This is a genomic window from Subtercola sp. PAMC28395 (assembly GCF_018889995.1).
In the GTDB taxonomy this organism is placed as follows: Bacteria; Actinomycetota; Actinomycetes; order Actinomycetales; family Microbacteriaceae; genus Subtercola.
The window spans coordinates 2,737,266-2,756,795 of sequence record NZ_CP076547.1; the positions used below are offsets into that span (position 1 = coordinate 2,737,266).

The window sequence follows — 19,530 nt, forward strand, 5'->3', positions numbered from 1 at the left end:
CGAGGCGGGAGAGATGCCGGAATCACTACCAGACGATCTCGGTCATCGCTGTGTTGATGCCTGACCCGACCCCCATGCAGAGAATCCGCTGGCCCTTGATGAGCTTCTCGACCTCGAGTGCCAGGGTCATCGGCAGCGAAGCCGGCCCCACATTGCCCAGCAGCGGATAGGTGAGCGGGATCTTCTTACGATCGATCTTCGCGGCCTTCACGATGGAGTCGGTGTGCACATCGGAGACCTGGTGAAGGATGTAGCGGTCCATCTTCTGCCAGTCCCACTGGCCCTTGGCTTCCTTCCACGCTTCGACCACGAGAGCCATGCCTCCGGCCAGCAGCTCCTTCGTGTGCGTGAACATGCCATCTTTGTCGCCGACGCAGAGCAGGTGGTGCTCGGTACCGGCTCGCGAGATACCCCCGATGATCCGGTGGCCCTCTGGGTGGGCATCGGCCGGGCCGAGAACGGCGGCGGCGGCACCCGATCCGAGAGTGAGCGACGCGAACTCGTTAACGAAGTCCTTGCGTGAGATGCCGGGCTGCGAGAGCCGGTGGATGGTGTTCGCCTGGATCTCGTTCGAGTCTTCGCCGTCGACGATGACCGCGTACTTGATCTGACCGGAGTCGATCATCTGCGAGGCAAGCGTCATGCCGTTGACGAATCCGAGGCAGGCATTCGTGATGTCGAAGTTCATCGCCGACGACGGCAGCCCCAGGGCATGGTGGATGCCCACTGCGACCGACGGTTCGAGGTGCTTGCGCGTCACAGAGGTGTTGATGAGCAGACCGACGTCTTTCGGGTCGACCTTCGCAGCCTCGAGGGCGTCTTGTGCGGCAGATGCTGCTGCCTGGTCGAACGTCTGGGTCTCATCCCAGTTGCGGCGTGAAACGACGCCGGCCACCCGCTCGAGCAGGCCCGTCGGCAGCCGGAGCCGCGTCAGAGCCTCGGCGAGGCGAACATCGATCTCTTCTGACGTGACCACGAGGGGTGCGAGCCGCGCTTTGACCGCCAGAAGAGCGGAGTTCTGATGCCGGAACGTGGCATTGCTGTTCGTCAAGGGAGTCCTTTATGACCATGATGTAGATGAGCGTTGTGCAGATGAGCGTTGTGCAGTCGATCCATGACTGCGCATCGAACAAGTCTAGGTCCGCCCGGATGGGAGTTCGCCCGGGGTGATCGACCGAGCGCAACCGCTACACTGCGCCCGCAACGGAGTCCAGCGTGATTTCTGCCCGCTCTCCCGTTGCCCTGTTCCACACTTCGACGATTCCGTCAGCCACGCCGCGACCGACAATGACGATCTTCGGCACACCGATCAACTCAGCGTCGCCGAATTTCACGCCGGGCGAGACCTTCGGCCGGTCATCGAAGAGAACCTCTTTGCCCGCCGCCTCGAGCTGCGAGACGATCGCTTCTGCAGCCGCGTAGACCGACTCATCACGACCGGTCGCGACAACGTGCACATCGAACGGTGCCACCTCAGGAGGCCAGATCAGTCCCTTCGCATCGTTGTTCAGTTCGGCGATGATCGCCAGGATGCGCGTGACACCGATACCGTACGAACCCATCGTCACCGTGACGAGCTTTCCGTTCTCGTCGAGCACCTTGAGCCCGAGGGCCTCCGCGTACTTGCGGCCGAGCTGGAACACGTGGCCGATCTCCATGCCGCGTGCCGTCTCGATGGGGCCGGAGCCGTCAGGAGCCGGGTCACCGTCTCTCACGTTCGCGGCCTCGACGATGCCGTCGCCCACGAAGTCGCGCCCGGCAACAAGACCGAAGACGTGCTTCTGGTCTTCGTTTGCGCCTGTGATCCACTGGGTACCGTCAACGACGCGCGGGTCGAGAAGGTACCGGATGCCCGTGGCAGACTTCTCTCCCAGCACGGCCCCGGCCTCAGTCCACGGGCCGATGTAGCCCTTGACGAGCTCCGGGTATTTTGCGAAATCGGCCTCGTTGGCCGCGTCGACCTCGGCCGGCTGAAAGGCGACCTCGGCACGCTTCAGGTCGACCTCGCGGTCGCCCGGCATACCGACAACCACGATCTCGCGTGAACCGTCGAGGTTCGTGAGGGCGAGAACGACGTTCTTGAGCGTGTCGCCCGCCGTCCACGCTCGTCCATCGTCGCGGGGCTGTTCGGCGTTGGCCAGGTCGACGAGAGTCTGGATGGTCGGGGTGTTCGGTGAGTCGAAAACCGTCGGCTCAGGCAACCCCTCGATCGGCAGCGTGTCGGGCACGAGCGTCGTGAAGGCTTCGACGTTGGCGGCGTACCCACCGGCGGAGCGCACGAAGGTGTCTTCACCGACCGGGGTGGGGTGCAGGAACTCTTCGCTCTTGGACCCACCCATTGCGCCGGCGTCGGCCTTCACAATCACGTATTCGAGACCGAGCCGGGTGAAGATGCGCTCGTATGCATCGCGCTGCGCCTGGTAGGAGGCGTCGAGGCCGGCATCGGTGTAGTCGAACGAGTACGCATCTTTCATGGTGAACTCACGGCCCCGAAGGAGCCCCGCCCGCGGGCGCGCCTCATCGCGGTACTTGTCCTGGATCTGGTAGATCGACAGAGGCAGATCTTTGTAGCTGTTGTAGAGGTCTTTGACCAGCAGCGTGAAGACCTCTTCGTGCGTCGGCGCCAGCACGTAGCCTGCACCGCGCCGGTCCTCCAGACGGAACATGCCCGGGCCGTACTCCACGTATCGACCGGTCACCTCGTATGGCTCCTTGGGCAGGAGGGCGGGAAAGTGCACCTCGTGCGCACCCGCGTTCGTCATCTCGTCCCGGATGATCGCTTCGATCTTGCTCTTCACCCGCAGCCCGAGTGGCAGCCAGGCGAAGATCCCCGGCGCTTGCCGACGGATGTAGCCGGCACGCACGAGGAGCCGATGGCTCGTCACCTCAGCGTCGGAGGGGTCTTCGCGAAGAGTCTTGAGAAAGTAGTTGGTGAGACGTGTTGGCACTGTACGAGTCTATTTGTTCTGCCTGTGCCGCTTGTTCTCCCCGTATCGCTCAGTGCCCCTGCTGGTCGCCTGGCCCCTGCGCCTGATCCGAAGGCAGCGGGCGAGCCGTGCCGGAAGGGTCTGGCCCAGCGAAGGGTGCGGGCACGGGTGCGGGTGGCGTAGTGGCCAGTTTTCGGCGTCGGGCGCGAAGCAACACCAGCAGAAGGACGACCGCCACGATCACGATGACGAAGAAGACAACCGCACCGACGATGACCCAGATCACCCAGCCTGTGGTGTTCTCCTGCGGGAATGAGGCGATCGCCTTGGTCTGGTATTGCTGCGCTATCGCGTTGGACGGGTCGCGCGTGGTCACCGTGCCAAGGTCGGCAGCGGCATCGTGGAAGTGACCGGTGAAGTACTCGTTCAAGCCCTTTCGGTAGAGCGTGTCGAGGTCGCTCAGTCTGTTGGTGACACCGTTGCGCGAGAGGATTGCCGAGATCGTCTCGGGTGCTGTCGCAAAATTGAGCTGCTGCGTGTCGCTGGATGGCCCGAAACTCACGGTTCCGACAACGTCTCCACTGGTGTTCACGACCGGCCCTCCGCTCATACCGGGGCTCATGGCGACGCCGATCTGGGTGAAGGGGCCACCGCTGGTCTGCTGCCGCCCGCTCACCTGCCCCTGGGCGAAGGTCGGTTCGGGGTTGCCACTGACGAGCCCTGACACGTTGCCGGGATAGCCGATCGCGTCGACGGTCTGGCCTGTCGAGGGTGCGTTCGGCGACACGAGCAGAACCGGCAGCGGGCTTCGGGCATCGATCTTGAACAGCGCGCTGTCGCCCTGGCCGATCGGCCTGTCGTCGACCAGCACAGCGTCGAAGCTCTGGGAATTGTCAGCGGTGATGGTGATGGCCGGGTAGACCTTCATCGCCAACACGGGCGGTTCGCCCGATTGCGCCCCCTCCACCGGCCAGTTCTCTTCGGCACCAGCGGCGATGTACGCCTGCGCGTCGGCTTCAGTGATGTCTCCGTTGGACACCTCGTCGCTGAGGAACTGGTCGACCAGGCTGGTCTTGCCCTCCGCGGGGTCAGCGCAGTGGCCTGCGGTGACGACGTAGCCGTCGGAGCTCGCGATGAAGCCGCTGCAGCTGAATGACGCATCGACCTCGTTCGACCATGCTGAGCTGCCATCGGGTTTCGGAAAGTCGACGAAGCCCGACCAGGTGCCGCTGAGGTAGACCGTACCGGCTTCTCCGATCGCTGCCACCTGTTCCTGCGGCAGATCGGCAGCGGTGCCCGCAGCATCGGCGGCAACCGTGCCGCCGAGCGCCGGCCACAGCGTCGAGGTCGCCACGCAGATCACCGCTGCCCCGACAACGGCTCGGGCCAGTCGCGGGTTGAAGCCACGAAGCAGACCGAAGCGAGAACGAGTGGTGGGCACAATAGCCTCCCGTGTTAGTGAGCATTCCCCAGTACTAAGAATATCTCACTATACGACCTCAGAGCGCAATTCACCCTCGTTCAGCGCCTGTTCTCGACCTCGTCGATCACAATTTCATCCTTCAGTTGTTCTCTTTCGGCGTTGAAGTCTCCTGGCAGAACGATCGGCGTCGTCTCGAGCACGTGGATGCTGCGACCATCGCCATCGTGGGTGACGATGAACCGCGGCGAGCCGTGCGCCTGCACGGCGATGCGGAGATGCTGGTGGGCGATCATCCAGATCAACCCGGCCAGCGCAGCGGCAAAACCTGCGGCGGCGCCGACCCCGATCGCCCAGCGCGGACCGTAGACGTTGGCGACCCAGCCCACGATCGGTGCCCCGATCGGCGTACCGCCCATGAAGATCGCCATGTAGAGCGCCATCACCCGGCCGCGGAACTCCGGCGCGGTTGTCAGCTGCACGGACCCGTTGGCGGTCGTCATCAGGGTCTGGGCGGAGAAGCCCAACAGCACGAGGGCGAGGGAGAACGTCAGGTACGACGGCGCGAGGGCTCCGAGCAGACAGCTGAGGCCGAACATCGCGGCGGCGGCGAACATGAGCCGCAGTCGCGGAGTCTCACGCCGTGCAGAGAGGAGTGCGCCCGCTACCGACCCGACAGCCACCACCGACGAGAGGAGCCCGAAGGCGGTCGAATCGAGCTTGAATACGCTGGTCGTCATCGTTGAAGTGAAGATCTGGAAGTTCAGCCCGAAGGTGCCGATGATGGCGATCACAACGAAGACGATCACGATATCCGGTCTTCTGGAGACGTATCTGAACCCGTCGAGCAGCTGCCCGGGGCCACCGCGCGCCTTCTGCGCGACCCGCAGGTCCTGCCGACGCATGCGGGTCAGCGAGACGAGCACCGCAGCGAAACTCGCCGCATTGATCACGAACACCCAGCCGGCACCGACCACGGCGATGAGTACGCCCGCGAGTGCTGGGCCGATCATCCGTGCGCCGTTGAAGGAGGCCGAGTTCAGCGCCACAGCGTTCGGGAGATTCTTGTCAGAGACGAGGTTCGAGACGAACGACTGGCGGGCTGGCGCATCGAACGCCGAGGCAATGCCGAGCAGCAGGGCGAACAGGTACACCTGCCACAGTTGCGCCGTACCGCTCAGCACGATCACCCCGAGCCCCAGGCCGAGCAGGCCCATCGTCGCCTGGGTGAACATGAGCAGCACGCGCCGGTCGACACGGTCGGCCACCATGCCGGTCCACGGAACGAGGAGCAGCTGTGGGCCGAGCTGCAGGGCCATGACGACGCCGACCGCCACAGCGTCATTGTCGGTCAGAACCGTCAGCACGATCCAGTCCTGGGCGATTCGCTGCATCCAGGTACCGATGTTCGAAACCAGGGCTCCGCCGAACCAGAGGCGGTAGTTGTAGTCGCTGAAGGAGCGGAACATCGCGCTCACCAGTGCGCCTCGACCAACACGGGGCGGCCCTCGCTGACAGCTGTGGGCACCGTCAACTGTCGGCCATCCCTCGAAGAATTTCGGATGCCCGCAGCAGCGTGTGGCGATCCACATCCGTCAACTCGTCGAGCCGACGGTGCAGCCACTCGTCGCGACGACGACGGGTCTCGAGCACCAGCGCAGTGCCAAGCGGTGTGAGCGTCATGACGACCTTGCGCCCGTCTTCGGCGGAGGGGCTGCGCTCGGCGTACCCCGCGGCCACGACAGCATTGATCGTGCGGTTCATGGAGGGCGGGGTCACGCGCTCGAAACGCGCGAGCTCGCCGGGAGTGCTCGGGCCGTGGTTGTACAGGTAGGCCAGGACGACCGACTGTGTGTCACTCAGCTCGCTGTCGGCCTTCTCGGCCCTGAGCCGGCGCGAGGTGCGAAGAACCGCCTGCCTGAGCTGGGACGAGAGATCGGTCTCGGGACCCGTCCCAGGGGTGTCGGCATGGCTGGTCATATCGTTAGCCTAGCTCATTAGCAGAGCTAAGCAACGTGTCTTCAGTTCCTGGTGATGACCTGGGGGCTGCCCGTCGCGCTTGCCGGCATCTCAGCGGCGAGGCGGTTTGCCTCCTCGATCAACGTGGCGACGATCTCCGACTCCGGAACAGTCTTGATGACTTCACCCCGCACGAAGATCTGGCCCTTGCCGTTGCCCGATGCGACACCGAGGTCGGCGTCGCGAGCCTCACCCGGCCCGTTGACGACACAGCCCATGACAGCGACCCTCAGCGGAACGGTCATGCCCTCGAGCCCTGTGGTCACGTCGTTCGCGAGTTTGTACACGTCGACCTGGGCACGGCCGCAGCTCGGGCAGGACACGATCTCGAGCTTGCGCTCCCGCAGGTTCAGGGACTGCAGGATCTGGAGGCCGACCTTCACTTCCTGCTCGGGCGGAGCGGAGAGCGAGACCCTGATGGTGTCGCCGATACCCTCGCCCAGGAGGATTCCGAAGGCCGTCGCACTCTTGATCGTTCCCTGGAACTCCGGGCCCGCCTCGGTTACGCCGAGGTGCAGTGGCCAGTCACCGCGCTCGGCGAGCAGCCGATAGGCCTTGACCATGATCACCGGGTCGTTGTGCTTCACAGAGATCTTGAAATCGTGGAAATCGTGCTCTTCGAAGAGGCTCGCCTCCCAGACCGCACTCTCGACGAGTGCCTCCGGGGTCGCCTTGCCATACTTCTCCATCAGGCTCGGCTCAAGAGAACCGGCATTGACGCCGATGCGGATGCTCACGCCGGCAGCCTTGGCCGCAGCGGCGATCTTGCCGACCTGGTCGTCGAACTTGCGGATGTTGCCCGGATTCACGCGGACGGCTGCACAACCGGCGTCGATGGCCGCGTAGACGTAGTTGGGCTGGAAGTGGATGTCGGCGATCACCGGGATCTGGCTCTTCTTCGCGATGATCGGAAGCGCCTCTGCGTCATCACGGCTCGGAACGGCCACCCGCACGATGTCACAGCCCGACGCGGTGAGCGTGGCGATCTGTTGGAGGGTGGCGTTGATGTTCGTCGTCGGTGTTGTGCACATCGATTGAACACTGACCTGGGCGTCACCGCCCACGAGTACCTTGCCGACTTTGATCTGACGGGATTTGCGACGGGGGGCGAGGGTCTCGACGACCTTGGGCATCCCTAAGTTGATTGCAGCCACGTCACGAGCTTACCTCCGCAATCGGTACCCTCACCCCCCATCCGGCTGGCCCACCGAACGCCGGTCCGGCTCAATTCGGACGAACCTCAGCCCGACCATCCCGAATACGTGCGAGGTGGGGCTGAGGTTCGTCAGAATGTGGAATTCAGAAGTCAGGCAGCGGGCGGTGTCGGGCCGCTCGGGCGGTTTGCCTGCAGCACCTCGAGCCTCGCGCGGTACTCGACTTCGTCGATGTCGCCCCTGGCGAATCGGTCGGCCAGGGTCTTCTCAGCGTCGCTGGTCGAGTTCTGGCCGCCCCAGTTCTGGCCACCCCACGGGCCGCGCCCGCCCCAGCCCGGGCCACCCCAGCCGGGGTGCCCGCCGTTCGCGGCCCAGTACTTGCGGCGACGACGACTCACGAGAGAGACGATGAGAATGACCACGCCGATCCAGAAGAGCGGGATCAGCAGGAACAGGAATCCGAAGCCGCCGGGGCCCCCCCAGTGACCCCAGTGGGTGAGCGCAGCCTGGGTGGGGGCTGCAGCGACAGCAGTTGTCAACACGATGGTTCCTTTCAACAAGTCGACCCGAGAGGGCCGAGAAGACCCGTTTGGGCCCGGTATCAAGGTTCCCGTTCGGGCATCCTTCGCACATCAGCCGGCGGATGCTCGTGGGGTACTCCCCCGGTTGCATCTCTGCCCCGCCAGATCACTCCCGCGGCACGCCTCAGTTCCAGCCGGCCCGCACGAGCCCAGCTTCGTAGGCGACGACAACGAGCTGGGCGCGGTCGCGCGCGGCCAGCTTGCTCATCGTGCGCGACACATGGGTCTTCACCGTGAGTGGGCTGAGGAACAGACGCCCGGCGATCTCGGTGTTGGTGAGCCCCTGCCCGACGAGGGCAAGTACTTCACGCTCGCGGTCGGTGAGCGCCTCGAGTTGCACCGCGTGCGACGAGTCCCTGAGCCCGCTCGCGACACGCTCGAGCAGACGGCGGGTCACGCTCGGCGAGAGGAGCGCCTCTCCTCCTGCGACGACACGAACGGCTCTGATGAGTTCGACCGGCTCGGTGTCCTTCACCAGAAAGCCGCTGGCCCCGGCCCGGATCGCGCGCCCGACGTATTCGTCGAGTTCGAAGGTCGTGACGATGACGATGTGCGTCGAGACGAGCGCCGGGTCTGCCGCGATCTGCTCGGTGGCCCAGAGGCCGTCGCCGTCGGGCATCCGGATGTCCATCAGAACCACATCGGGATGAAGCCGCTTTACGAGCTCGACGGCCGCGGTGCCCGTTGCGGCCTCGCCGACGACATCGATGTCGGGTTCGTTCGCCAGCAGTGCGCTGAAGCCCGCCCTGATCAACTGCTGGTCGTCTGCGATCGCTACCCGGATCACAGGGCTACCCCGTGCGCATGAGGGGGCTGGAGTGGAACCGTCATTGCCCGCTCCTTCTGGGCAGTGTCGCGACCACGGTGAAACCCCCACCTGTTGCCGGACCGGCATCGAGGCGGCCGCCCAGGAGTTCGGCGCGCTCACGCATGCCGAGCAACCCCCTGCCTTCGGTGACGGAGCTGGCCGCGCGGTGGTCAGTCGACGTTCCGTTGTCGGTCACGGCCAGCACATAGTCAGCCGGATGCTCGACGAGAAGCACCTCCGCGTTCGTGGCCCCTGCGTGCCTCACGATGTTCGTGAGGCTCTCCTGGGCGATGCGGTACAGCGCCAACTGCACGCCGGGCGGCGGTTCGGAGGTCAGGCGGTTGTCCAGTTGCACGCTGAGCTCATCGGTCGAGATGGACTTCACCAGCGCTGGCAACCGCGAGAGGTCGGCCTGGGGAACGAGGGCAGCTTCACTGAGGATCTCCTCTGCACCCCAACCGATGTTTCCCTCAGAGCGGAGAAAGCCGAGCACTCCCCTCACCTCGTCGAGTGCGGTCTTGCTCGTCGCCTTGATGTTGCTGAGTGCTTCGCGTGCCTTCTCGGGTTGGGAGTCGATCAGGTGCAACCCCATTCCGGCCTGCACGTTGATCTGCGAGAGCGAGTGGGCGAGAACGTCGTGAAGTTCACGGGCGATCCGCACGCGTTCAGCGCCGGCGGCGTCTTCCCTGCGCTTTCTCGACGCGGCCTGGAATGCGGCAACGCGCTCACCCCGCGTACGGACGGCCTCACCGATCAGCATCACGACGATGATGCCGAGCGCCGTCAGCAACACCCTGCCCGGATGCCATGGAACACCCAGGGTCGCAGAACCCACCAGCACGACCACCCAGCCCGCCGCGATCGACGCGAAGGCCCACCGCCTGGCACCGCGCACGATCGCCGAGATGACGGCGAACGCCAGCGCCAGGTACGGCGCCCCGGAACCCGGAGTGAAGAGCAGGTCCGCGGCTGTGGCAGCGGTGGCGATTGCCACTACGGGGCCGGGAAAGCGCCGTGCCCCGATGAGAGCCAGTGGCCCGACCAGAGCAAGCGCGACAATCGGCAGGGCCAGCTCGGGGGGAAGCCTGGCGCGGTTTGTCACGACCAGCGCGGGTACGACCTGCACGAGAAACGAGATGATGACAGGAAGCCAGAGACGGGCCCAGCGTGGCGGACCTGAGCGGTTGCCTGCCGGAGCGTCTGCTGAGGTCCGGCGCTCCCACCTCGATATCGCGTCGGCGCGATTCGCCCAGGCCTCCGGAGTTCTATCAGCGCTGGGATCGTGGTCAGGACTGGGCATGCGCAGAATCGTATCGAAGTGTGCGCCGCCGGGCATCCCTCGACCGAGGCGTGGAGGGTACTCCCCTGGGAGTATGCGCCGCACAGCCCATTCGCTCAGTGGGATGGTCAGCCAAAGATGTTCACGGGGTTCACGATGTCGGCGTACATGAGGAGGGCGCTGACGCCACCGAGGAAGATGACGACCACGAACGTCAGTGGCATCAGCTTCGCGGTGTCGACGGGCCCCGGGTCTGGCCGCTTGAAGAGCTTCGCGAGACGGCGTCGCAGGCCCTCCCAGAGGGCACCGGCGATATGGCCGCCATCGAGGGGCATCAGCGGCACGAGGTTGATCACAAAGAGGCCGATGTTCACCGACCCGAGCAACCCGATCAGGGTCGCCACCTTGCTGGCCAGTGGAATGTCGATCGTTGCGATCTCCCCGGCCACCCGACCGACACCGACAACGCTGATGGGGCCGTTGATGTCGCGGGTTCCGTTGCCGAACGCAGCGTTCGCCACCCCGACCAGCCGCTGGGGGAGGTTGACGATCGTGTTTGCGACACCTGCCACATTCTGGCCGACGAACGGCAGCACCGAGGTGATCGGCTGTGGCACCAGCTGGCTTGCGTAACCGATGCCGACAAAGCCGACCTGTTCGGTCACGGCCTTGCCCGAGGCATCCGTCACCGTCTGCACCTGGCCGTTCACCACCTGCGTCGTGTCGCGCTCCGTGAGAAGCGGGGTGACACTGAGCGTCTTCTGGGCCCCGTCGCGTGTCACGACCACCGCCAGCGTCTTGCCAGAGGAGGCCCGGATGATCGCGGTCGACTGGTCCCAGCTCGACACTGCCGTGCCGTCGATACTCACGAGCGTGTCGCCCGGGAGAATGCCCGCTGCGGCACCCGGCGACACCGGGTCGCCGGCCTCACACGTCTGCCTGGTGCTGCTCGCCGGCAGCACACAGGAGCTCACCGAACCGACAGTGGTGCTGGGGCCGGCGATACCGAAACCGCATAGCACGATTGCGAAGAACACGATGCCCAGCAGGAGGTTCATCGTCGGGCCACCGAGCATGATGATCACGCGCTTGTACACCGGCAGCCGGTAGAACGAGCGCACGTCGTCGTCGCCGATCGAATCGGCGCTCGCCTTTCGAGCATCCTGCACCAGGGTCCTGAAGAAGCCGGTACTGGTGCGCCTGACCTTTCCGCCCTCCTTCTGGGGCGGGAACATGCCGATCATCGAGATGTAGCCGCCGAGGGGAATCGCCTTCAGGCCGTATTCGGTCTCGCCGCGCCTGCGCGAGAAGACGGTCGGGCCGAACCCGATCATGTACTGGGTGACTTTGACCCCGAAGAGCTTGGCCGGCACGAGGTGCCCGACTTCGTGCAGGGCGATGGACACCGCGAGACCGAGCGCGATGATGACCACACCGACGATGAACAGGAGCACGTTTTCCACCTGCACACGATACCGCCCGGGATCCGGCGGGCGCTGGGCGCGGGCTGAGCGCCCGCTTCACGTTCGCCCGGTGACAGCTCGAGTGATTCAGCCCGCGCTGGCGATGAGGCGGTCGGCCTCGCGGCGCGCCCAGAGCTCGGCATCGGCCAGCGAGTCGCGCGTGAGTACGCCAGACGGTCGTTCGTGCAGCTGCACCACCGAGGCTATCGTCTCGACGATGTCGAGGAAGGTGATGCGCCCGGCATGGAAGGCCGCCACCGCCTGCTCGTTCGCAGCATTGAAGACCGCGGGATAGGTACCTCCGGCCTGGCCGACCTGCTTCGCCAGCGCGACGGCGGGGAAGGCCTGGCTGTCGAGGGGTTCGAACGTCCAGCTGTGCGACGAGCTCCAGTCCAGCGGCACACCAACCCCTGCCACCCGTTTCGGCCAATCGAGACCGAGCGAGATCGGCAGGCGCATGTCGGGCGGCGACGCCTGCGCGATGGTCGACCCATCGATGAACTCCACCATCGAGTGGATGACCGACTGCGGGTGAACCGTGACCTCGATGCGCTCATAGGGAACATCGAACAGCAGGTGAGCCTCGATGATCTCGAGGCCCTTGTTCACCAGGGTCGACGAGTTCGTCGTGACGACCAGGCCCATGTCCCAGGTCGGATGCGCCAGGGCTTCACGGGGAGTCACGTGCAGAAGCGACTCCCGTGAGCGGCCACGGAACGGGCCACCCGAGGCGGTGAGCACAAGACGCGCGACCTCTGCCGCGGTTCCGGAGCGGAGGGCCTGCGCAATCGCAGAGTGCTCGGAGTCGACGGGCACGATCTGCCCGGGTTTCGCGACGCTTCGCACGAGTTCGCCGCCGACAATGAGGCTCTCCTTGTTCGCCAGAGCCAGCGTTCTGCCCATTTCGAGCGCGGCGAGCGTGGAGCCGAGCCCGACCGAGCCCGTGATGCCGTTGAGCACCACGTCTGCGTCGACAGTGCGAACGAGCTGCTCAGCCTCGACGGCCCCGAGTGCGACGTCGGCGACACCGAACTCGGCGGCCTGGGCATCCATCGCCACCCTGTTGCTGCCTGCGGCGAGCCCGACGATCTCGAACCGGTCACCGTTGGCACGGATGACGTCAAGCGCCTGCACTCCGATCGAACCAGTCGAGCCGAGAACGATGACCCGCCGCCGTGCTGACATCAGAGCCCCAAGCCTATTTGCTCGGTGCGGTGGCGAGGATGTCGATCACGAACACCAAGGTGTCGGTGCCCGAGATGCCCGCAGACGGCACGCCCGCCGAACCGTAGCCCTGGTCGGGCGGAATGATCACGATCACCTGTGAGCCGACGGTCTGCCCGACAAGAGCCTGCGTGAAGCCCGGGATCACCTGGTTGGTCGCGAACGTCGCCGGTGACTTGCCCCAGCTCTGGTCGAAGACCTTGCCTGAACCCCAGATGACGCCCTGGTACTGCACGGTGACGTTGTCGCCGGCCGCAACGACCGCGCCCTCACCCTTCTTCAGGTCGGAGATCTGCACGGTCGTCGGTGGGTCGCTGGCCGGGATCGTGACCGTCGGGGTTCCGTCGGCCGCCAGTGCAACGGTCGGGAATCCGGCTGGTGCGGGCTGGTCTGCACCGGTCGCCCGCGTGGGCATGTTCGGGTCGACCGTCGGCGACGGCGTGGCTGATGGCGCAGCAGTGACGTCTTTCACGTCGACGACGAAGACCAGCGAGTCACCGGCGGCGACGCCGAGGCTCGAGTTGCCTTTCGATCCGTAGGCGTCTCCTGGCGGCACAACGGCCACCACTCGCGACCCGACCGTCGAGCACGAGACGGCTTTGACGAGGCCCGGCAGGAACTGCGACTCGTTCACTATCACGGGCAGGGGCTGGCCGCCGTCTTTGATGGTGGTGAACAGTTCGGCGCCCGAGGTCGCGTTGTACAGCGTGAAGTCGATCGTCGCCTGCATATCGGTGCCGGCCTTGGCACCTGTACCCTCGGTGAGCACAGTGCGCTCGGTGATGTCGCTTGTGAGAGGCGAGGTGAACGTCGTGGTCGGGTGTTTGTCGAAGTCACCGCTGACCTTCACGGAATCCGAGGCGGGGCCCGGCGCGGTGAGCGCACAGGCGACCGGACTGGCAGACGGCGCTGCGGGGCTGCCACTGCACGCGGCCAGGGTGAGCGCGACCGCAGCGGCCGCAGCTATAACGACGAATTTACGCATACATCCTCAGCTGTTCAAAACCCTCATGATACGCGAGGCAGTCGACAGGGCGCGCGCCGAAAGTCCTTCATCGGCCCCCTGGCGGCCTTTAGACTGTGGCCGTTCACCCCCGCGTCACCGCGCACCACTAAAATCCGAACGCGACGCTCGAGGCTCGGTTCACGCAGCCCGGCCCGAACCGTGGTGACAGACAGAACAGGATGCCCAACAGGATGCCCGGCAGCACACTCCCAGATGACACCGCCCTGGCCCTGCCCGGGCTGCTCCTGGGCGGCGGCCGGGCACCGCAGCCTCGCACGCTGATGGATGTCCTGCGATCGACTGCCGCCGAGCATCCTCAGGCCTCTGCACTCGCAGACGCGGCCGGCACCCTCAGCTACCGCGAACTGCTCAGGGAGGTCAACGCGGCCGCTGCACGGCTCGCTACGGCGGGGGTGCGACACGGCGACAGGGTCGGGATCCGCATCCCCTCGGGCACCAGGGTGCTCTACATCTCGATTCTGGCGACCCTCGCGGTCGGCGCCAGCTACGTTCCCGTCGACGCCGACGACCCCGAGGAACGCGCCGAACTGGTCTTCGGCGAAGCGAAAGTGGTCGGGGTGATCGGCGCCTCTGGCACGATCGATCTCGCGAGCGCCGTTGCTCCGCGCGCCAGCCAGTCCTCGCCCCCGACCCTTGGCACTCCGACGGGCACGATGCCGGTCGTCGGTGGCCCGACCCCTGACGACGACGCCTGGATCATCTTCACCTCGGGTTCGACGGGCACGCCGAAGGGCGTCGCCGTGACCCACAGGTCGGCCGCTGCCTTCGTCGACGCCGAAGCGCGCCTCTTTCTCCAGGCCGAGCCCCTCGGGCCGGGCGACCGGGTGCTCGCCGGGCTGTCGGTGGCCTTCGACGCCTCCTGCGAAGAGATGTGGCTGGCCTGGCGCCATGGCGCCTGCCTGGTGCCGGCACCCCGCTCACTCGTGCGTTCGGGCGTCGACCTCGGGCCCTGGCTGATCGCCCACGGCATCACGATCGTCTCGACGGTTCCCACCCTGGCAGCCCTCTGGCCACTGGAGTCGCTCGAACTCGTCCGTCTGCTGATCTTCGGCGGAGAAGCCTGCCCTCCCGAACTCGTCGCACGACTGGCCGTCGACGGGCGGGAGGTCTGGAACACCTATGGGCCGACCGAAGCGACCGTGGTGGCGTGTGCTGCACTGCTCGACGGAACAAGCCCTGTGCGCATCGGACTGCCCCTCGACGGCTGGGACCTCGCGGTGGTCGACGGCTCCGGTACACCCGTCGGCGAAGGTGAGATCGGCGAGCTCGTCATCGGCGGAGTCGGGCTCGCCCGGTACCTCGACGAAGCCAAAGACCGCGAGAAGTACGCCCCCATGCCTACCCTCGGCTGGGATCGCGCCTACCGCAGCGGCGACAACGTGCTCTTCAGCGCCGAGGGATTGCTGTTCCAGGGCCGCGCCGACGACCAGGTCAAGCTGGGAGGCCGCCGCATCGAGCTCGGTGAAGTCGAAGCTGCCCTGGCAGCCCTGCCTGGAGTAGCGAGTGCAGCCGCAGTGGTGCAGCGAACACAGGCCGGAAACCAGATCCTCGTCGGGTACATCGCCCTGGCCGAGGCCGTATCGGGCTTCAGTACCCAGCACGCCTCTGAGCTGCTGCGCGAGACGCTGCCGGGTGCACTCGTGCCGTTGCTCGCCGTGGTCGAATCGCTCCCCACCCGCACCTCTGGCAAGGTCGACAAGGCCGCCCTGCCCTGGCCGCTGCCGACACCCTCTACGCCGGTCAGCGACCGCACCCGCCGTGACGCCAGCCGCAGTGACGACACCCCCGGCGCCGGCGATTCGGATGCCCGGCCTCCGCTCTCTGCCACCGAAGCCTGGCTCGCCGTGCAGTGGACGGCCATTCTCGGAGCACCAGTGACGAGCACTGACGACGACTTCTTCGCATTCGGAGGTGGGAGCCTCTCGGCCGCCCAGCTGGTGTCGGGCATCCGGGTGCGCTTCCCTGAGACGACCGTCGCCGACATCTACGATCACCCGCGAATCGGCGCCCTTGCCACCGAACTCGATGCGCGGGCACCTGCCGCCGCACGCGAACGGCGCACGGTCCGCCCGACCCCGTTCGGCACCCAGGTGGCGCAGACGCTGCTGGGCATTCCGCTCTACGTGCTCGTGGGCCTGCGGTGGCTGGTCTATGTTCTGGCTGCCAACAATGTGCTCGCCCTCTTCGGCGACTTCGCCTGGGCGCCGACGGTGTCGTGGTGGTGGATTCTTGCGGGCTTCGTGCTGCTCATCACCCCGTTCGGCCGCATGGCGATCTCCGTCGTGTTCGCGCGGGCGTTGCTGGCTGGCGTGGAACCCGGGAACTACCCCAGGGGAGGCAGCGTGCACCTGCGTCTCTGGCTGGCTGAGCAGATCGCGAACCTCGTCGGAGCGACGAACCTCGCCGGCGCCCCGTGGATCATCACCTACGCCAGGGCACTTGGTGCAAAGATCGGGCCCGGGGTCGACCTGCACTCGCTGCCGCCGATCACGGGCATGCTGAAGATCGGGGCACGCGCCTCCGTCGAACCCGAGGTCGACCTGGCCGGGTACTGGGTCGACGGCGACATTCTGCGCCTCGGTTCGGTGCACATCGGCGCGGACTCTGCCATCGGCGCGCGAAGTACGCTGCTGCCGGGAACACACATCGGCCGCCGGGCCGAGGTTGCGCCGGGCTCCGCCGTCTCCGGGCGCGTGCAGGGAGGCCAGCTCTGGGCAGGCTCCCCCGCCGAACGGGTCGGCAAGGCAAAACCGAACTGGCCCGACTTCCGCCCGCCCCGCAACACCCGCTGGCTCGTGCCCTTCGCCCTCGGCTCCATCGTGCTCTCGCTCCTGCCGGCATTCGCTGTGCTGGCGGGCTGTGTCGTTGTCGGTCTCTTCCTCGGCCTGGGGCACGCGCCGCTCACAATCGACCCAGGCACTGCTGTCGTGACCGAACCGGCCGCGATCCTCCTGCCCACCCTCGGCGACGCGGCGCTTCGCGCGCTGGCCGCCATCCCGCTGGCCACCCTCGCCGCCGGCATCGTCTATGCAGGTCTCACGGTCGTCTTCGCCCGACTCCTTGGCCTGGGTATCCACCCGGGGAGCTACCCCGTGCGCTCCCGGGTCGGCTGGCAGGTCTGGGCCACCGAGCGCCTGCTCGATGCTGCTCGAACCATCCTCTTCCCGTTCTACGCGAGCCTCTTCACTCCCGTGTGGCTTCGGATGCTCGGGGCGAAGGTGGGCAAGAACGTCGAAGCCTCCACGGTGCTGCTCCTGCCGGCGATGACCACGATCGGAGACCACGCGTTCCTCGCCGACGACACCATGGTGGCCTCGTACGAGCTCGGAGGCGGCTGGCTCCGCATCGACGAGGCCCGGGTCGGCAAGCGCGCCTTTCTCGGCAACAGCGGCATGACGGGCCCCGGGCGAACGGTGCCTCGCAACGGCCTGGTCGCCGTGCTCTCTGCGACTCCGCGCAAGGCAAAGAGTGGCTCCTCGTGGCTCGGCAACCCGCCGGTGCGGTTGCGGCGCCAGGTCGCGGAATTCGACGAGACGCGCACCTTCCAGCCCTCAGCCTGGCGCCGGGTCGCGCGTGCACTGTGGGAGATCGGGCGCATAGTGCCGGTGATGATCAGCGTCGCCATCGGGCTCGGCGTCGTCGTGCTGCTGGAGTACCTTGTCGCGTCTGCCGGTCTCGGCTGGGCGATCGTGCTCTCGGGGGCGGTGATGCTGCTCGCCGGAGCGGTGGCCGCGCTGGTGACGACGGCCGCCAAGTGGGCACTGGTGGGCAGAATCGGGCGGGAAGAGCATCCCCTCTGGTCGTCGTTCGTCTGGCGCAACGAAGTGTCGGATACCTTTGTAGAGATGGTTGCTGCTCCGTGGTTCGCTGGCTCTGCCACTGGCACGCCCGCCCTGGCTGTGTGGCTGAGGTCCCTGGGCACGAAAATCGGGCGCGGAGCCTGGGTCGAGACCTACTGGCTGCCAGAGGCAGACCTCGTGAGCCTGGGCGCGGCCTCGACGGTCAACAGGGGCTGCGTGGTGCAGACCCATCTCTTTCACGACCGGGTCATGAGCCTCGACACCGTCGACCTCGAAGACGGTGCGACCCTGGGGCCGCACGGTGTCATCCTGCCGGCCGCCTCGATCGGAGCAGACGCGACCGTCGGGCCGGCCTCGCTCGTCATGCGCGGAGAACACGTGCCAGCCGGGTCGCGGTGGGCCGGGAATCCGATCGCTCCCTGGGCAGACGACCTTCCCGGGACGACGGCCTGATGCCGCGCTCCACACGGCCCACGTCGACAGCCCTGGCCGCTGAGGGCGCCCGTTCACTCGGAGACCCGTATCTGCCCACCAGTGGCAACGGCGGCTACACCGTGCTGCACTACGACCTCGACTGCGACTATCGGGTTAGCTCCAACAGGCTCAGCGCCACGGCCACGATCACGGCGCGTGCAACCCAGAAATTGAGCAGGTTCAGCCTCGACTTCGCGGGCCTCGTCGCCAACAAGGTGACCGTCAACGGAACCCGGGCGACCAACGTGATCCAGACGGCCCGAAAACTCGTGATCACCCCGGCCCTCCCCCTCGACAATGGCTCCGAGTTCACTGTCGTCATCAAGTACGCAGGGCTTCCGAAACCGGTGCGCAGCCAATGGGGTGAGGTCGGCTGGGAGGAGCTCTCTGACGGGGTGATCGTGGCCGGGCAGCCGAGTGGGGCACCTTCGTGGTTCCCCTGCAACGATCATCCATCGAACAAGGCGACGTACTCCATCGCCTTCTCGGCCGAGACGGCCTACCGGGTGCTCTGCAACGGCGAACTGGTGCTTCGAACGCAGCGGGCCAGCCGCACCCGGTGGGAATTCGAGTCGCGCGAGCCCGTCGCAACGTATCTGGCGACCGTGCAGATCGGCCTCTACGAGACCATGGGGGTCTCCCAGCGCGGAGTGCTGCAGTATGTTCTGCTGCCCGAAGACCTGCGTTCGAACGCCCTCGCAGACTTCGAGGACCAGCCACGGATGATGGCACTCTTCGAGCGCTCATTCGGGCCGTACCCGTTCTCCGACTACACCGTCGTCGTCACCGACGATGAGCTGGAGATTCCCCTCGAAGCCCAGGGCCTGGCGATCTTCGGCCGTAACCACATCGATGGTGTCGGAGGCTCTGAGCGACTGATCGCCCACGAACTCTCGCACCAGTGGTTCGGCAACAGCCTCACCATCTCGCACTGGAAGGACATCTGGCTGCACGAGGGATTCGCCTGTTACGCCGAGTGGTTGTGGGCCGAGGAGTCGGGCTCGCTGACGGCCGACGCTTCAGCAACCCAGGCCTGGAACAAGATCAATCGCCTGCCCAAAGACCTGGTGATCGGCGACCCGGGCTCCGCCCGGATGTTCGACGACAGGGTCTACAAGCGTGGTGCACTGACGCTCCATGCCCTCCGCACCACGCTGGGCGACGATGTCTTCTTCACGATTCTGCGCGAGTGGGCAGCGACGCATCGCCATGGCAACGTCAGCACCCCGGAATTCATCGCTCTGGTCGAAACACACTCTCCAGTGCCCGTACGCTCCCTGTTCGCGGCCTGGCTCGACCAGTCGGGCTTGCCGAAGCTGCCGAAGCGCACAGCGCGCTAGACGGCCGACACGAC

At 66.2% G+C, this 19,530-nt stretch carries 14 protein-coding genes; 2 read left to right on the forward strand and 12 right to left on the reverse strand.

Going from position 1 to position 19,530, the window contains the following annotated elements:
• Nucleotides 1-25: 25 nt before the first annotated feature.
• From KPL76_RS12540 to KPL76_RS12595, 12 genes are all read right to left on the reverse strand, one after another.
• Complete coding sequence (locus KPL76_RS12540; protein ID WP_216333834.1) at nucleotides 26-1,051, reverse strand: 3-oxoacyl-ACP synthase III; 1,026 nt, start codon at nucleotides 1,049-1,051, stop codon at nucleotides 26-28.
• A 136-nt stretch (nucleotides 1,052-1,187) separates the two neighbouring features.
• On the reverse strand, nucleotides 1,188-2,948 hold the full coding sequence (locus KPL76_RS12545; RefSeq protein WP_216333835.1) for a proline--tRNA ligase: 1,761 nt from the start codon (nucleotides 2,946-2,948) through the stop codon (nucleotides 1,188-1,190).
• Nucleotides 2,949-2,997: 49 nt separating this feature from the next.
• Entirely contained in the window at nucleotides 2,998-4,368 is a 1,371-nt protein-coding gene (locus KPL76_RS12550; protein WP_216333836.1) for a serine protease, read from the reverse strand.
• 80 nt (nucleotides 4,369-4,448) lie between these two features.
• Nucleotides 4,449-5,816 (reverse strand): MFS transporter, encoded by a 1,368-nt coding sequence (locus KPL76_RS12555; protein WP_216336466.1) that lies wholly within the window; start codon nucleotides 5,814-5,816, stop codon nucleotides 4,449-4,451.
• 61 nt (nucleotides 5,817-5,877) lie between these two features.
• Nucleotides 5,878-6,327 carry a MarR family winged helix-turn-helix transcriptional regulator gene (locus KPL76_RS12560; RefSeq protein WP_216333837.1) on the reverse strand — a complete coding sequence of 150 codons (450 nt, stop codon included), beginning with the start codon at nucleotides 6,325-6,327 and terminating at the stop codon, nucleotides 5,878-5,880.
• A 41-nt stretch (nucleotides 6,328-6,368) separates the two neighbouring features.
• A complete protein-coding gene (ispG, locus tag KPL76_RS12565) occupies nucleotides 6,369-7,520 on the reverse strand; it encodes a flavodoxin-dependent (E)-4-hydroxy-3-methylbut-2-enyl-diphosphate synthase (protein WP_216333838.1) in 1,152 nt (383 codons plus the stop codon).
• A 152-nt stretch (nucleotides 7,521-7,672) separates the two neighbouring features.
• Nucleotides 7,673-8,062 carry an SHOCT domain-containing protein gene (locus tag KPL76_RS12570; protein WP_216333839.1) on the reverse strand — a complete coding sequence of 130 codons (390 nt, stop codon included), beginning with the start codon at nucleotides 8,060-8,062 and terminating at the stop codon, nucleotides 7,673-7,675.
• 163 nt (nucleotides 8,063-8,225) lie between these two features.
• Nucleotides 8,226-8,888: a response regulator transcription factor gene (locus tag KPL76_RS12575; RefSeq protein WP_216333840.1), complete on the reverse strand. Its 663-nt coding sequence runs from the start codon at nucleotides 8,886-8,888 to the stop codon at nucleotides 8,226-8,228.
• Nucleotides 8,889-8,928: 40 nt separating this feature from the next.
• The gene (locus tag KPL76_RS12580) at nucleotides 8,929-10,209 is read right to left on the reverse strand and encodes a sensor histidine kinase (RefSeq protein WP_216333841.1); all 1,281 of its coding nucleotides are present in this window, start codon (nucleotides 10,207-10,209) and stop codon (nucleotides 8,929-8,931) included.
• A gap of 107 nt (nucleotides 10,210-10,316) precedes the next feature.
• Nucleotides 10,317-11,651 carry an RIP metalloprotease gene (locus tag KPL76_RS12585; RefSeq protein WP_216333842.1) on the reverse strand — a complete coding sequence of 445 codons (1,335 nt, stop codon included), beginning with the start codon at nucleotides 11,649-11,651 and terminating at the stop codon, nucleotides 10,317-10,319.
• Nucleotides 11,652-11,738: 87 nt separating this feature from the next.
• The gene (locus KPL76_RS12590; protein WP_216333843.1) at nucleotides 11,739-12,836 is read right to left on the reverse strand and encodes a 1-deoxy-D-xylulose-5-phosphate reductoisomerase; all 1,098 of its coding nucleotides are present in this window, start codon (nucleotides 12,834-12,836) and stop codon (nucleotides 11,739-11,741) included.
• 13 nt (nucleotides 12,837-12,849) lie between these two features.
• Complete coding sequence (locus KPL76_RS12595; protein WP_216333844.1) at nucleotides 12,850-13,860, reverse strand: FKBP-type peptidyl-prolyl cis-trans isomerase; 1,011 nt, start codon at nucleotides 13,858-13,860, stop codon at nucleotides 12,850-12,852.
• Nucleotides 13,861-14,072: 212 nt separating this feature from the next.
• Between KPL76_RS12595 and KPL76_RS12600 the strand changes: the two genes are divergently transcribed.
• Entirely contained in the window at nucleotides 14,073-18,155 is a 4,083-nt protein-coding gene (locus KPL76_RS12600; RefSeq protein WP_371733902.1) for a Pls/PosA family non-ribosomal peptide synthetase, read from the forward strand.
• Nucleotides 18,155-19,516 carry a M1 family metallopeptidase gene (locus KPL76_RS12605; protein WP_216333846.1) on the forward strand — a complete coding sequence of 454 codons (1,362 nt, stop codon included), beginning with the start codon at nucleotides 18,155-18,157 and terminating at the stop codon, nucleotides 19,514-19,516. The genes KPL76_RS12600 and KPL76_RS12605 overlap by 1 nt, the downstream gene beginning before the upstream one ends.
• The last annotated feature ends 14 nt before the right edge of the window (nucleotides 19,517-19,530 follow it).